Source organism: Streptomyces sp. NPDC046349 (genome assembly GCF_055587885.1).
The window spans coordinates 292,881-307,202 of sequence record NZ_JBVJFK010000009.1; the positions used below are offsets into that span (position 1 = coordinate 292,881).

Consider the following 14,322-nt stretch of genomic DNA (forward strand, 5'->3'; position numbering starts at 1 on the left):
TGACTCAACTGGGTCCCCCGTTTCCGCCGTTGCGCGACAGCAGTCGCTTTCAGGCGTCGGGCAGGTCCAGCGCCGGCACCAGGCTCGCCGGTCTCCTGTCGACCCGGGCCTCGGCGCTCCGGTCAGGACAGCCCTGTCGGGCCGAAGGCGCGCGGACGACGTCCCAGCCCGCCGGCACACCCGCGGAGTCCGGCCCCAGGCAATACCGCCCCTCGGCGTCGACCACGACAAGATATCGGGCACTCTCGGACTCGAAAACATCGGTCACTTCTGATCCCCCGTCATACATGTGAGCCAGATTACCGGGGATTCCACCTGGAAGACCGCAGGGCCTGGAGCAGGCCACAGGTCGAGGATTACGGAATCATCACGGCGCTTTCGATTCCTATCAGGCCGCAGCCCCAGGTGTCCACACTGATCTTTTCCGGCCACCTTCCTCCGGCGCGATTCTCACACATCGCGATCACCTCTCCGATAAAATGCCCGATTCCTTCCCGTACGACGCGTCCATCACTCACCGCACGAAGGACCCGCCAGGCCCTACCGGCGCGTAACCCGTGGCTCGATCCACACTTCCACCCCTGACCCCCGGATACGGGCTGCTAGGTTCGAAACAGCCTTCAGTCCGATCGAATTTCGACTGGCGGCCGACGGGATAACGGGGGTTATCGCACAAAGGCCAGTGCCGGAGCTTCTCGCACGGCATTCCGTGCGCTCAGCCGGTGAAATGCGGCGGACGACGGCACCGGTGGTGCACACTTCACGGCTTCTCCCTGCCCGTACGGCTGCTGTACGCGGCGTGCCTTCCCGTGCATGCGGCAGCAGCCGTTCCCGCCGCTGAGTACTGGCACACGCACGGGCAAGGGAGTCGAGTTTCATGCAGGACGCCGAACGGACGGACCGGGTACCGGGCCTCGGGGCCCCACGGCTGTACACCGCCGTCGTCGGAGGCGGCCCGCAGCCGGTGCGCGGGCTCCCGGGCGTCGCGGCACCGGCACGGACCTGTGGCCGGCCACGGATCAGCCTCCGGAAGACTGCCGCCGGGCTTCGAGCAACCACAGGACGCCGTTCTCGATGGTGAACTCGATGGCCTCGAGGTCGCCGTAATGGTCCTCCAGCTGCTCGGTGCACTCGCGGAGCCGGCGGAAGGAGGCCGGATCGAGGAGGGCGAGCTCCCGCAGGGGCAGCGCGTCGCGGTCACCCGCGAGCACCTCCCCGCCCTGGGCGTTGGGCAGGTAGAGGCCACCGGGTCCGCGGCGTCCGCCGGCCGTGGCTTCGGTGTACAGGACGCCGCTGCCGGAATCCGCCCCGACGTTCCCGAAGACCATCCGCTGAACGGTCACCGCGGTATCGGGCTCGCCCACCGCGCCGTCGCCGCTCCGGTCGGGGCGGGGCGACGCCTTGCTCCGCGGGATGCATGCGGCGAGGACCGCCTGGCGGAGCTGCTCGGCCGGAGCCTGCGGGAACTCCCTGCCGCTCTGTTCGAGGACGAGGTCCTTGAACATCTCGACGACTCGGATGAGGTCGCAGGTGTCCAGTGCGGAATCGTCCGGCACGCGGTGCTGGTCCTTGACCCGCGTGAGGGCGTCCTCGAACAGTGAAGGGGGTACACCCAGGACGGTGCTGCCGAGCATCTGCACCAGGCGACGGTAGGAGTCCCAGGCGAACCGCTCCCGCCCCCACCCCTGCTCTTTGGCCAGTCCGAGCACCGACAGGTCGTTCAGACCGATGTCCAGGACTGTCTCCACAGCGCCCGGCAGGGGGAACTCGGTTCCCGACCGGACCGAGAGCAACAGCGGATCGTCCACCTGCCCCAGCTTTCTCCCCTCCCCCGCTTCGAGCGCCGACAGGTGCCCTGCCAGCTGGCTCTCCAGCTCCTCCGGGATCTCACCCGTGGCACGCAGGACGCGGCACGCCTGCGTGGTGATGGTGAAGCCCGGGGGGACGGGCAGACCCATGCGCGTCATCTCCGCGAGGCTCGCGCCCTTGGCGCCGAGGAGCTCGGCCGTGTTCCGGCTGCCCTCGGTGAAGTCGTACACGTACGAGACCACGCTGCCACCCAGCCTTCTGCGCCACGTCGTTCACACCACGTGTGCGTGAAGCCGCCGTGCGACCACCGCCCACGCGTTCCAGGTCCCAGAGTGGACTGCGGGGCCGGTCTCCAGGAGGGCCGGACGGCCCCTTTCGCGAGACGGGCGGCGACCACCGCCCGGATGCGCGAGCGCCGCCGATGCATGGGGGCCGGTCGGCCCCCGCCCCGGGCCCACCGGTCCCCTGCCGAACTGGATGCCGGGCGCCGAGACTGGAGGGGTCAAGGCCCGCCCCGCGTGCCCTCCGGGCGCCGGGGGCATCCCTCGACCACGGCGAAGGAGCCGGTCATGCCCGCACCCCGCTATACCGTCAGTGACGTCATGACGCACACCGCCATCGCCATAGGCCGGGAGGCGTCGTACAAGGAGATCGTCGAGCTGATGCACGAATGGAAGGTCAGCGCGGTCCCCGTTCTGGAAGGCGAAGGCCGCGTCGTCGGCGTCGTCTCGGAAGCCGACCTCCTGCCCAAGGAGGAATTCCGCCGGGAGGAGCCCGTGCTGCCCGACCAGCTGGAGGAGGCCTCCAAGGCCGGTGGGGTCCTCGCCGAGGAACTCATGTCGAGCCCCGCCGTCACCGTCCACCCGAGCGCGACCATCGCCGAGGCGGCCCGCATCATGGCCCACAGGCGCGTCAAGCGCCTGCCGGTCGTGAACGACGTGGGAATGCTGGAGGGCGTCGTCAGCCGCAGCGACCTGCTGAAGGTCTTCCTGCGGCCGGACGAGGAACTGGAGGAGGAGATCCGGCAGGCCGTGCTGACCCACCTCGCGCCCGGTGTGCCGGTGGACCTCACCGTGGAGGAGGGTGTCGTCACCCTGCGCGGGCAAGTGCGTGACCGTGCTCTGGTCCCCCTCCTGGCTCGCGCCATCAGCGCCGTCGAAGGAGTCGTCGATGTGCGGATGGATCTCGAGGCCGCCCTCTCGGCCCCGGCTCCGGCCCAAGGGGCCGGCGATCGACCGTAATGGAGGCGGTCGCGGACCGCGGGTCGACGGATGCGTACGGCCCCGCCCTGAGACAATCCTGGTGAAGGCTCACGCAGCACGGTTCCGATCAGGCGGCGAACATGTCCGATGTTCCGGGTTCCCCATCCAAGGCGCCGACCAAGGTGTTCCTCCTGGACGACCACGAGGTGGTGCGGCGGGGACTGCGTGACCTCCTCGACGCCGAGGAGGACATCGCCGTCGTCGGCGAGGCAGGGACGGCGGCGCAGGCGCTGGCCCGCGGGCCGGCCCTCCGCCCGGACGTCGCCGTCCTCGACGTGCGCCTGCCCGACGGCGACGGAATCACCGTCTGCCGGGAACTGCGCTCGCGGATGCCGGGCCTCGCCTGTCTGATGCTGACGTCGTTCGACGACGAGGACGCCCTGCTCGACGCGATCATGGCGGGAGCTGCCGGCTACGTTCTCAAGCAGATCAACGGATCGGACCTGGTCTCCGCCGTACGGACGGTCGCCACCGGCCAGTCCATGCTCGACCCCGCCACCACGGCCCGACTCATGCGCTCCCTGCGTGCCCCGGAAGCCGCCGGTGAGCCCCAGGACGCCCGGCTGGCCACCCTCTCCGAGCGCGAAAGGGCAGTACTGGCGCTGATCGGTGAAGGTCTCACCAACCGCCAGATCGCCAAGCAGCTCTACCTTTCGGAGAAGACCGTGAAGAACCACATCTCGCGGCTTCTCGGCAAGCTGGGAGTCGAACGCCGCGTCCAGGCCGCCGTCATCGCCGCGCAGGTCCGTGACGAGGGCCACGAGGGCGGGGCGCCGCCACCGAAGCGCTGACCTGAACGCGCTGCGCGAGGGCTGTTCGCCTCAGCGCCCGCCGCTGCGGCACCGACCGGGGCGTGCCGCACGGGACCGGTCAGCCCCCTCCGGGACCCGGTCGGCCCTACTGCCCGTCCTCGTGCAAGGCCACCCTGGGCCTGGGAGGGCGTACCTCACTGGCGGGAGGAATCATGAAGCACCTTCGCACCGTGAACGACGTCATGACGCACGCCGTCGTCTCGGTCGACCGCGACATGCCGATCCACGACATCGTGGGAGCCATGCGGCGCTGGGGTTTCAGCTCCCTGCCCGTGATCTCCGCCGAGGGCCGCGTCGTCGGTGTGGTCTCCGAGGCAGACCTCCTGGCCAAGGCCGAAGGTACCGACGTGTCACACAGCGTGACAGCCGGACAGTTGATGACCGTTCCGCCGGTGACCGTGCCCAAGGACGCCACGATCGCCGGCGCGGCCCGCCTGATGGCCCGGGGTCCCTTCAAGCGGCTGCCGGTGGTCGACGCCGAGGGCCGGCTCGTGGGCGTCGTCAGCCGCGGCGACCTTCTCAAGATCTATCTGCGCCCCGACGGCGACATCGCCGAGGAGCTGCGCGATCTCCTCACCGCACGGCTGATCCCGTCCGGATCCGCGATCGTGCACGTCCACGTCGATCACGGCGTCGTGCGGCTGGAGGGCGAGGTGGCCGATCCGGGAACGTCGGACGCACTCGTACGCGTAGCGCGGGCCGTGCCCGGGGTCGTGGACGTCGTCTCCCGGCTCCACGCGCAGGTTCCCGCCTGACGACGACCACGGCAGAACATCCCGGAAGGAGTACACGGTGAGGCACAGAGACGTGAGCCGGCTGATGACGCGAGAGGTCGTCACGGTGCCCCGGCATGCCACTTTCAAGGACGTCGTGCGGGCGCTGCGCGAGCACGACGTGTCCGCCGTGGCGGTCACCGACGCGGCGGGCCACCCCCTGGGAGTGATCTCCGAAGGTGATCTGCTGCCGAAGTCCGCCGATCAGGGCGACTGGTTCCGCTCCCTTCCGCGTCCCGAACCGTGGGAGAGCGACAAGGCCGCCGGCACGACGGCGGAGGAGCTCATGTCGGCGCCGGCCGTCTGCGCGCAGCCGGACTGGACCGTCGCGGAAGCCGCTCGGCTCATGGAGAGCCAGCGGGTCAAGAGGCTCCTGGTCGTCGACGACAACGACGTCCTGGCCGGCATCGTCACCCGTGGCGACCTGCTGCGGATCTTCCTGCGCGACGACGGCGCCATCCTCCACGAGATCACCGCGGATGTCCTGGACCGCACCTTGCACCTGGAGCCCGGAGCCGTGTCCGTCGAGGTGGTGGACGGCGTGGTGACCCTCCACGGCGCGGTGCGCTTCAGGAGCATCATCCCCGTCGTCGAGCGGTTGTGCCGAAGCGTCGACGGCGTCGTGCGGGTCACGCAGCAGCTCGCGTGGGAGACCGACGACACCGCTACGGGCCGCTGAGCCGGCGCGGGGCGGGCGTCCTGGCCGAGCGGGCCCGCTGCACGGTCCGCTCGGCCCTCGCCGGGGCGGAGAACGCGGACCTACGGTGAACCCAGGGGGTAGCGGGGAAAGGATCCGAACGATGAAGGTCACCGCGGCCATGTCCACACCCGCCGTATCCGTCGACCCCACGGCGACGATCGGCGAGGCTGCCCGCCGCATGGACGTGCACGGCGTCGGTGCTCTCGCCGTGATGGAGGGCGAAGCACTGTGCGGGATCGTCACGGACCGTGACATCGCCGTGCGTGCCGTGGCCGGGGGCCTGGGCCGCGACGAGCCTGTCGCCAGGATCATGACGGCCCCGGCCGTTTCCGTGGATGCCGCCGCCGACATCAATGCCGCCTACCGCACACTGCGCACCAGCGGTGTCCGGCGGCTGCCCGTCCTCGACGGGCAGCGCGTCGTGGGCATGGTGACCGTGGACGACCTGCTGATGGACGTCTTCCGGAGAGTGGCGGACCTCCTCGGGCCCGTCGCCTGGAGCGTCCTGGAGCAGCCGCCCGGTCCGCAGGACGAACTCGGCCCCCGGACGCGGACGGAGCGAAGGAGTCCCCCCGCTTCTCGCGGATCCTGATCGTGCGGCGCACGGCGTCAGCCGCTTCTCCGCGTCCTCACCGCACTCCCTCCGTCCCCTTCAGAACATCCCATCGCCGTATGCGCCCCATCAGGCCGAACGGTTCCCGTCCGGCCGCCGCACAGCCCTGCCCGCCGAGTTCGGCATACGGACGACCCGCCTCCCCGCGGGTCGGTTCTCAGGGCCGGCCACCCGGCGGCAGCACACGGCACGCGCCGGGGCGGCACCTCACGCATCGTCAGCCCGGAGCACGAAGCCGGTGACCACGCCCGGCCTGATCCGGACGGCACCCGATTCCGGAGCGTCGGGCCAGGGCTTCAGCAGTTGTGCGTAGCGGTGCAGCTCTGCGGGATCGGTGACCGGGCTCGCATAGCCGGTGGCGACCACGCTCCATCCCAGACCCGCGCCCGGATCGATGGAGTCCGCCTCGTAGGCGACGACCACGTCGGAGCCGTCCTGCGCCGCGAGCACGGCCGCGAGGGTCGAGCCGTCCTGCACACGGACGATGATGTCGTCGCCGTCGAGGAGATGGCTGACGGGGCTTATCGCGGGGAGCGCGTGCCGTGTGAAGACGATGCGGCCCAGTCCGACGGACTCCAGCAGCCGCAGCGCCTCCGCGGCGCCGAGCTCCGCCGTTCGCTTCCCCGTCGTACGGTCCGTTGACAGGGCGGAGGGCCTGTCGGCCGGGCGGCGACGCTTCATCGCGGGTACCCTCCTTTCGCCGGGCGGACCGCGACCCGGCCCGCCGCCGGAGAGCGGCTACGCCCTTGGCCCGGGGGCGGTGCCGCGCAACACCATCAGTCGGTGCTGGTACTCCTCGTCGTCGATCTCGCCCCTGGCAAATCTCTCCGCCAGCAGGTTCTCGGCCGTGCCGGACGCAGCAGCGCGCTTGGCGGACGCAGCCCGTCCGGCCGCGTCCTGTCTGAAGGCCCGGGCCATCAGGACGGCCAGCGCCACGGCCAGAGCGAGGACGATCAGCGTGGTGAAGGACATGGCGAACCAGCCCCAGGCACCCATGCCGTGACCGTTCCAGTACATGTCACACCTGCCAGGTCGACGGGAGCGGCGACCGCGGACCGGTCGTCTGCTGTCCAGGGTCCGCGCTCGTTCCCGTCCCGGCATGGGCCGTTCGGTCCCTGCGGGGGCCCACATGACCCATGCCCCGGGCAGGCACGTGCGCCGAGACTGGAAACGGAACCGACCAGGAGGCCACTCATGAGCACGCCCTCTCCCATCCGTTTCCATGCGGCCCTCCCTGCCGATTGCCGCGCCCGCCTGATGCAACTGGCCCACGAGGTCCATTACGACGAGGGGAGCCGTCTCTTCCGTGAAGGCGGTCGTGCGGACCGGTTCTGGATCGTCCGGTCGGGCACGGTCACCCTCGACGTGCACGTCCCCGGGCGGCGCCCGGCCGTCATCGAGAGCCTCGGAACCGGAGAACTGGTCGGCTGCTCTTGGCTGTTCGAGCCGTACGCATGGCGCTTGGGCGCCGAGGCCATGACCCCGGTCCGGGCCCACGAGTTCGACGCGATGCGTGTCCGGGCCCTGATGGACGCGGACCCCGCCTTCGGGTCGGCACTCGGCCACTGGGTCGGACAGGTCCTGGCCCATCGGCTGCAGGCCGCGCGGGTCCGGCTGCTCGATCTCTACGCACCCCACGGCAGCGGCGTCTTCCTGTGACCCGCGTCCTCGGAACGGGCTGCCGCAGACTGTCACTCCGGTGGCTCGGAGAGCGGCACCGACCACTCGAGACGGGTCCCGCAACCGCCCGGTCCGGGCGAGGTGATGTCCATCCGGCCGCTCAGTCTCCCGGCTCGTTCCGCGAGGTTGCGCAGTCCGCTGCGTCGGCCCACCCGGTCGGGCAGGCCGACTCCGTCGTCGGTCACCGTGACGGTCAGGACGCCGTCGGCCGCGACGACCGAGACCTCCGCCCGGCTCGCCTCGGCGTGGCGGGCGACATTGGTCAGGGCCTCGCCGAGCACGGCCGGCACCTCGTCGGCGACGGCCGCCGGCACATCGGTCTCCACCAAGCCCTCCATCCGCAGTGCGGGCGCGAAGCCGAGGGCTGCGGTGGCTGCGTCCACCGCCCGGACGGTGCGCAGGCGCAGTTTCGGTGACCCTTCCGCGGCGTCGTGTTCGCGGAGTCCGAAGATGGTGGATCGGATGATCTTGATGGTGGCGTCCAGGTCGTCCACGGCGCGGGCGAGGCGTTCGGACGCCTCGGGATGGTCGACGAACCGCTGTGCGCTCTGCAGGGTCATGCCGGTGGCGAAGAGCCTTTGGATGGCCAGGTCGTGCAGGTCGCGAGCGATGCGGTCGCGGTCTTCGAGCAGACTCATCTGTTCGGCGTCGCGGCGCCGGTCGGCCAGTTCGAGGGCGAGGGCCGCCTGGTCGGCGAAAGCCGGCAGGGAGGCGACTTCAGCTTCGGCGAAGGCGGGGCGGCCATGGCGCCGGGCCAGGACCAGGATTCCGCTCAGTTTCTCCTTGGTCCCCACGGTGACCGCGACGGCGGGCCCGAATCCCGTCCACCGCTCGGGCCGGACGGTGACGTTGCGGTCGCTCGCCACGTCGGCGACCGTGATCAGCCCGCCTTCGGCCAGCGCCGCCTCGGCCAGCGTGCCGGCGGCGCTCGGCAGGACGACGCCCCGGTGGGCTGCGGCGCCGTGTCCGAGGGCCAGGGATCCGCGTAGTTCTCCCGATGCGCCCATCAGGTAGAGAACGCCGAGGTCGGCGCTGGTGATGTCCTTGGCCCGCTCCAGCATGCCGGCGAGGACCTCGTCCTGGGGGATGCCGGAGAGGAGGGCGCTGGTGATGTCCGAACTCGCCTCCAGCCAGCGCTCGCGCAGGCGGACCCCCTCGAAGAGGCGGGCGTTCTCGATGGCGATGCCGGCCGCGACGGCGAGCGTGGACAGGACCGCCTCGTCCTCGGCGTCGAAGGCCGCTCCGCCGCGCTTCTCCGTGAGGTAGAGGTTGCCGAAGACCGCTTCGCGCACGCGGATGGGGACGCCGAGGAAGGAGTGCATCGGGGGGTGGTGGGGCGGGAAGCCGTACGAGGCGGGATGCTCGGCCAGCTCGGACAGCCGCAGGGGCTCGGGGTGGCGGATCAGTTCACCGAGGATGCCGTGGCCCGACGGCAGGTCGCCGATCCGGGCGCGGATGTCGTCCGCGATGCCGACGGGCAGGAACTCGGCCAGCTTGCGGTCGTCGCCGATGACGCCCAGCGCGCCGTACTCGGCGTCCACGAGGACCACGGCCGCCTCGACGATGCCGTTCAGGACTTGCGGCAGGTCCAGCTCGCGGCCGACGGACATGACGGCCTCGAGGAGGCCGTTCAGGCGGTCCCGGGTGCCCCGGACCTCGTCGATGCGCACCTGGAGCTCGTCGAGGAGCTCGTCCAGCCGCAGCCGGGGCACGCCGCCCGGTACGGGTCGGCCATCCGCGCTCATGACCCACCTCCGGCCGATGGTGACGGTAGGGCCACGAGGGCCACCGCCTCCACGGTAGTCCCGGCGGGCACGGCTTTCCGTTCAGACGGTGCGCTGCTGCTCCGTTCGGCGGGGACCTCCCCGCTCCGTGTGCAGGTGCCGGACGTGAGCGTCCGGGCCGGGGAAGAACACGGTGGTGCGGCCGGTGTCGGACCAGCGCACGTCGTAAGGCGGGGTGCCGTCCTCGTGGTGCAGGGCGACGACTTCTCCGTCACGGCCGGGGGCTCCGACGGTGGGCCCGCCGACGACGATCTGGTCACCCACCTCGGCGTGGACGCCCGGTCCGGGTGCGTAGGTCTCCATGATCATGCCTTTCTGTGGAAGGCGCCCCGTACGAGGCGTGCGGCGGCGAACGCCGCGAGGCCGGCCGCGAGGGCGAGCGCCGTGCCTGACCAGCCGACGGGCTCGGTGTCCAGCAGCGACCGCAGCGCGGGAACGTGGAGGGCGGCCGCCGCGAGGAGTGCGGAGGCCGCCACGGAGGCGGGGAGGTAGAGGTTGCGGGCTGTGAGGAGCCGGGCCCGCAGGCCCATGGCCACGCCCAGCTGGGCCGCGAGCAGGGCCAGGAAGAGCGTGCTCTGCCAGGGCACGTCCATGGCACGGGCGGCGAGAGCGGCGCTCAGGCTGAACGTCGTCACGGCCACGGCGAGGACGAGGAGGCGCTGCCACACACCGGCGGCGAGGATGTGCTGGCCGGGAGGCCGGGGCGGGCGGTGCATGGCGTGCGGGCTGACGGGTTCGGCGCCCATCGCCATGCCCGTCAGCCCGTGGGTCAGGAGGTTGATCCACAGGATCTGGCCGGCGCGCAGGGGCAGGGACAGCCCGAGCAGCGGGCCGGCCAGCATGACGAGGATCTCGGCGGTTCCTCCAGCCATGGCGTAGACGAGGAAGCGGCGGATGTTGTCGTAGACACGACGGCCTTCCTCGACGGCCGTGACCACGGTGGAGAGTTCGTCGTCGGTGAGTACGAGATCCGCCGCTTGACGGGCCACTTCCGTGCCGCGGGCGCCCATGGCCACGCCGATGTCGGCCTGGCGGAGCGCGGGACCGTCGTTGACGCCGTCCCCCGTCATCGCCGTCACGGCACCGCGGGCGCGCCAGGCGTGCACGATGTCCAGCTTCTGCTGGGGGTCGGTTCGCGCGAACACCCGTACGGCGGTCAGGTCGGTGTCCGGGGCCGCGGTCAGCTCGGGGCCGGTGAGCACCTCACCGGCAGGTCCGTCCGCGACGAGGCCGGTGCGTACGGCGATGGCGTGCGCGGTCGCGGGGTGGTCGCCGGTGATCAGGACGGGCGTGATGCCCGCCGCACGACACGCCGCGAGGGTGGTGGCGGCCGTCGCTTTCGGCGGGTCGCTGATGGCGACGAGGCCCAGGAGGCCGAGCTCGTGCTCGGCCTCGGGAACGGGCTGGTCCCAGACGAGCCGTTCGGTGCCCGCCACGGCCAGCACGCGGTATCCGTCGGCGGCCAGGAGAGCAGCATGGCTGCGGGCCAGGTCCAGGAGTTCCTGCGGCTCGGCGAGGACGGTGGAGGTGAGCACTGTCTCCGGCGCCCCCTTGAGGCACACCAGGACGTTTCCGTCGGGAAGGTGGTGGAGTGTGGTCATCCGCTTGCGCAGGCTGTCGAAGGGCGCCTCGGCGAATCTGGGGCAGGCTGCGCGCAGCGCGGCCTGGTGCGGGCAGCCTGCTTTGGCGGCGGCCGCCAGGAGGGCCGCTTCCATGGGGTCGCCCACCGCTGTCCACGCGTCGGAGCCCTCGCGTGGTGGCCGCAGGCCGGCGTCGTTGCACAGGGCAGCGGTCGTGAGCAGTTCCCGCAGCGGACGGAGTTCCTCGGGTGTCAGGGGACGGCCCTCGCGGGTCAGACGTCCTTCCGGGGCGTAGCCGGTGCCGGAGACATCGGCCGTGCCGGAGGGCGTCCACAGCCGCTGGACGACCATGCGCCCCTGCGTGAGGGTGCCGGTCTTGTCGGTGGCGAGTACGCTCACCGACCCCAGGGTCTCGACCGCCGGCAGGCGCCGGACGAGCGCGTTGCGGGCCGCCATCCGGCGGGCCCCCAGCGCCAGGGCGAGGGTGACCACGGCCGGGAGGGACTCCGGTACGGCGGCGACGGCCAGGCTGATGGCGGTCACGGCCATGGTGGCCGGGGACAGGCCGCGCGCCAGGCCGAGGGCGAAGAAGAGCACGCACAGGGCGACGGTGCCGATCGCCAGAACGCGTCCCAGAGAGGCGAGTCGGCGCTGCAGCGGAGTGGGGTCGCGCCCCTCGTCGAGGAGTGCCGCGATCCGGCCGAGGGCGCCGGCCGGTCCGGTGGCGGTGGCCGTGGCCACTCCCCGGCCGCGTACGACGACGGTGCCGGCGCTGAGCATGTCGCCGACCGCCTTGTCGACGGGCTCGGATTCGCCCGTGAGCATGGACTCGTCGACCAACAGCATGGACGCCTCGCTGACACCGGCATCCGCGGCGACGATGTCACCCTCCCCCAGCAGCAGCAGGTCGCCCGGTACCACGAGGGCTGCCGGCACCTCCTGCGGAACGCCTTCGCGCAGCACACGGGCATGAGGGGCGGAGAGGGCGGAGAGCGCCGCGACAGCGCGGTCCGCCCGGACTTCCTGCGCCACTCCGACGGTGGTGTTGAAGACGACGACCAGGCCGATGACGACGGCGTCCGGATGGTCGCCGATCGCGACGGTCAGCAGCGCGGCGCCCAGCAGCACCATGATCAGCGGGTCGCTCAGCTGCGCCAGCACGCGTCGGTGGAGCGGGGTCGGGCGCGGGGGCGCCACTTCGTTGCGGCCGTAGCGGGCCAGCCGGCGCTCCGCTTCGGCGTGCGTCAGCCCCGGGCCCGACGGGGCCGTGGCGGTCCGTGCGGCGGAGGTGCGGCTGGTCATGGCGGATTCATTCCGCCGGGACCGTGATCACGGGGCAGTGCGCCCGATGGAGCAGGCCGTGGACGACGGACCCGAGCTTCATGCCGGTGTATCCGCCGCGTCCGCGACGGCCGACGACGACCGACAGGGCGTGCTCGGCCGCACGCGCGAGTTCCTCGACGGGGTGCCCGGTCAGGATCTCGTGCGTGACGTGGACGTCCGGATACTTGTCCGACAGACCGGCAGTGGCCTCGGAGAGCAGGGCGCGCCGAGCGCCCGGGGCCACTTCCTCGCCGTCCTGCATGAAGACCGGCGGCTGCCACACGCACACCGCGCGGAGCGCGGCCCCGCGCAGGTCGGCCTCGTCGAAGGCGAACGCCAGCGCGTTCTCGGCGGCCGCGCTGCCGTCGATGCCCACGACGACGTAGGGCGGCTGCTGGCTGATGTGCTCCGAGTCGCCCACGACGACGACCGGACAAGGTGCCTGGGCACTGACCGGCACCACGACGGATCCGGCGCTGAAGAACTCCGCGGTGCGGCTCAGGTGCCGGGAGCCCAGCACGAGCATGCGCGCATCCTTCGCCGCGCCGCCCAGGGCGGCGACGGGGAAACCTCCCCGCAGATCCACCTGCACGTCCACCTCGGGGTGCCGGTCGTGCACCCAGTCGCGGGCCTGTCCGAGTCTGTCGGCGCCCGTCTGCCGCAGGGCCGTCCGGCCGGGGGTGTCGTCGAGGTTGTGGGTCTCGTGCGGGGGCGGAACCGCGAGCACCGGCCGCAGGGGCAGCCGGCGGCGCTGTGCCTCGTCGGCAGCCCACGCCACGGGCAGGTGCCAGTCCCTGGCCGGGTCGATCCCGACGACGATCTCGCGACCCCGTAGCTTGTTCATGACCGGGTCCCGAAGTCGCTGCCCATCCGGGGGATGAGGAGGACGGGGCAGTGCGCGTGGTGCAGGACGCTGTGCGTGGCCCGGCCCAGGCTGCGGCCGATGCCCAGGGACCCGGGCACCCGGCGGCCCCCCATGACGAGCAGGTCGGCCCGGCGGGAGGCCTCGACGAGGACGCCGGCCACCGTGATGCTCTTCTCCGCGTCGGCCCGCACTTCGAGATCGGGGAACTCGTCACGGACCGCGTCCCTGACGGCCCGCAGGGCCTGCGCATGCGCGCCGGCGATCTCGTCGAGGTCGTCGACCATGCTGACCACCTGCCCCACCGACTCCATCATGTTCCACACGTGCAGCATCCGGAGGGATCCCTTGCGCAGTTCGGCCTCGCGCGCGGCGTACCGGGCGTACAGGAGGTCGTTCTCGTCCCGGACGGCCGCGAGGACGGTGCCGGTCTCCTCGGCCCCGTCGACGCCGCGGACGACGATGACGGGGGTCATCGCCGCGGTTGCGACGTCCAGGCCGACCGAACCGAGCATGAGGGACTCGAACCCTCCGTAGCCGCGGTTGCCCACCACGACCGTGTTGTGCAGGGCACCGGCCCGGTGCAGGCTGCTGACGGCGTCCTGGCGGCTGAATTCCGTGGTCACGCGCAGATCGGGATACTCGGCCTGCACCGCGTCCGCGGTGTCGTCCAGAAGTCGGCGACCGTTGGCGCGCACCCGTTCGATGGTTTCCCCGGACACGTACAGGGCCCTGCCGTCGGTGTCGGCCGCGTAGATGATGTGCAGGGGGCGGTTTCGGCGTACGGCCTCCCCGGCTGCCCACATGGCGGCGGTGCGCGCCGTCTCCGATCCGTCCACGCCGACGACCACCGAGCTGGTGTCCGGAGTGCGGAATGCGTTTTCCACGATTCCTCCCAACCGAGATGCCGATGAGGGACACCTCCCACGCTGCATCGGTGGCGGCCGTCTGCAGAGGGGCCGCCCGGGGCCGTGGCCGGGACCAAAGGTCCCCATTGCCCGTCCCGGGCCGTTCCGCGTAGGCCGCCGGGCCCTCCTGTCCCCCGGACGGGACCGTTCGGCCCTCGCGCGAGGGCCCGTACCGGCAGATGGTGGGGCAGAGCGACCAGGTCCGTGCTCGCCTGA

At 71.7% G+C, this 14,322-nt stretch carries 15 protein-coding genes; 6 read left to right on the plus strand and 9 right to left on the minus strand.

The window, feature by feature from the left end:
• Positions 1-49: 49 nt before the first annotated feature.
• Both ACZ6JS_RS22800 and ACZ6JS_RS22805 read right to left on the minus strand, forming a co-directional pair.
• Positions 50-289 (minus strand): MbtH family NRPS accessory protein, encoded by a 240-nt coding sequence (locus tag ACZ6JS_RS22800; protein WP_469300369.1) that lies wholly within the window; start codon positions 287-289, stop codon positions 50-52.
• Positions 290-1,019: 730 nt separating this feature from the next.
• Positions 1,020-2,051, minus strand: a complete 1,032-nt coding sequence (locus tag ACZ6JS_RS22805) for a PEP/pyruvate-binding domain-containing protein (RefSeq protein WP_469300371.1) — start codon at positions 2,049-2,051, stop codon at positions 1,020-1,022.
• 327 nt (positions 2,052-2,378) lie between these two features.
• Between ACZ6JS_RS22805 and ACZ6JS_RS22810 the strand changes: the two genes are divergently transcribed.
• The 5 genes from ACZ6JS_RS22810 (at position 2,379) to ACZ6JS_RS22830 (ending at position 5,948) form a co-directional block, all read left to right on the plus strand.
• Positions 2,379-3,050: a CBS domain-containing protein gene (locus ACZ6JS_RS22810; protein WP_469300373.1), complete on the plus strand. Its 672-nt coding sequence runs from the start codon at positions 2,379-2,381 to the stop codon at positions 3,048-3,050.
• A 101-nt stretch (positions 3,051-3,151) separates the two neighbouring features.
• The gene (locus ACZ6JS_RS22815; RefSeq protein ID WP_469300374.1) at positions 3,152-3,862 is read left to right on the plus strand and encodes a response regulator; all 711 of its coding nucleotides are present in this window, start codon (positions 3,152-3,154) and stop codon (positions 3,860-3,862) included.
• A gap of 173 nt (positions 3,863-4,035) precedes the next feature.
• Entirely contained in the window at positions 4,036-4,638 is a 603-nt protein-coding gene (locus tag ACZ6JS_RS22820) for a CBS domain-containing protein (RefSeq protein WP_469300375.1), read from the plus strand.
• A gap of 37 nt (positions 4,639-4,675) precedes the next feature.
• Entirely contained in the window at positions 4,676-5,335 is a 660-nt protein-coding gene (locus tag ACZ6JS_RS22825) for a CBS domain-containing protein (RefSeq protein ID WP_469300377.1), read from the plus strand.
• Positions 5,336-5,456: 121 nt separating this feature from the next.
• Positions 5,457-5,948, plus strand: a complete 492-nt coding sequence (locus ACZ6JS_RS22830; protein WP_469300379.1) for a CBS domain-containing protein — start codon at positions 5,457-5,459, stop codon at positions 5,946-5,948.
• 228 nt (positions 5,949-6,176) lie between these two features.
• Here ACZ6JS_RS22830 and ACZ6JS_RS22835 read toward each other — a convergent pair whose 3' ends face one another.
• Both ACZ6JS_RS22835 and ACZ6JS_RS22840 read right to left on the minus strand, forming a co-directional pair.
• Positions 6,177-6,650, minus strand: coding sequence for a pyridoxamine 5'-phosphate oxidase family protein (locus ACZ6JS_RS22835; protein ID WP_469300380.1), 474 nt, complete (start codon positions 6,648-6,650; stop codon positions 6,177-6,179).
• A 57-nt stretch (positions 6,651-6,707) separates the two neighbouring features.
• Positions 6,708-6,986, minus strand: a complete 279-nt coding sequence (locus tag ACZ6JS_RS22840) for an SHOCT domain-containing protein (RefSeq protein WP_469300382.1) — start codon at positions 6,984-6,986, stop codon at positions 6,708-6,710.
• 177 nt (positions 6,987-7,163) lie between these two features.
• On the opposite strand from ACZ6JS_RS22840, the gene ACZ6JS_RS22845 reads away from it, so the two are divergent.
• Entirely contained in the window at positions 7,164-7,628 is a 465-nt protein-coding gene (locus ACZ6JS_RS22845; RefSeq protein WP_469300383.1) for a Crp/Fnr family transcriptional regulator, read from the plus strand.
• Between the two features lie 32 nt (positions 7,629-7,660).
• Here ACZ6JS_RS22845 and ACZ6JS_RS22850 read toward each other — a convergent pair whose 3' ends face one another.
• The 5 genes from ACZ6JS_RS22850 to ACZ6JS_RS22870 all read right to left on the minus strand — a co-directional run bounded on the left by ACZ6JS_RS22850 (position 7,661) and on the right by ACZ6JS_RS22870 (position 14,085).
• Positions 7,661-9,394, minus strand: coding sequence for a sensor histidine kinase (locus tag ACZ6JS_RS22850; RefSeq protein ID WP_469300385.1), 1,734 nt, complete (start codon positions 9,392-9,394; stop codon positions 7,661-7,663).
• A gap of 81 nt (positions 9,395-9,475) precedes the next feature.
• On the minus strand, positions 9,476-9,736 hold the full coding sequence (locus tag ACZ6JS_RS22855; RefSeq protein WP_469300387.1) for a DUF1918 domain-containing protein: 261 nt from the start codon (positions 9,734-9,736) through the stop codon (positions 9,476-9,478).
• 2 nt (positions 9,737-9,738) lie between these two features.
• Positions 9,739-12,315, minus strand: coding sequence for a cation-translocating P-type ATPase (locus ACZ6JS_RS22860; protein ID WP_469300390.1), 2,577 nt, complete (start codon positions 12,313-12,315; stop codon positions 9,739-9,741).
• A 7-nt stretch (positions 12,316-12,322) separates the two neighbouring features.
• Positions 12,323-13,180 (minus strand): universal stress protein, encoded by an 858-nt coding sequence (locus ACZ6JS_RS22865; protein WP_469300391.1) that lies wholly within the window; start codon positions 13,178-13,180, stop codon positions 12,323-12,325.
• Positions 13,177-14,085, minus strand: coding sequence for a universal stress protein (locus ACZ6JS_RS22870; protein ID WP_469300393.1), 909 nt, complete (start codon positions 14,083-14,085; stop codon positions 13,177-13,179). The genes ACZ6JS_RS22865 and ACZ6JS_RS22870 overlap by 4 nt, the downstream gene beginning before the upstream one ends.
• Positions 14,086-14,322: the final 237 nt, after the last annotated feature.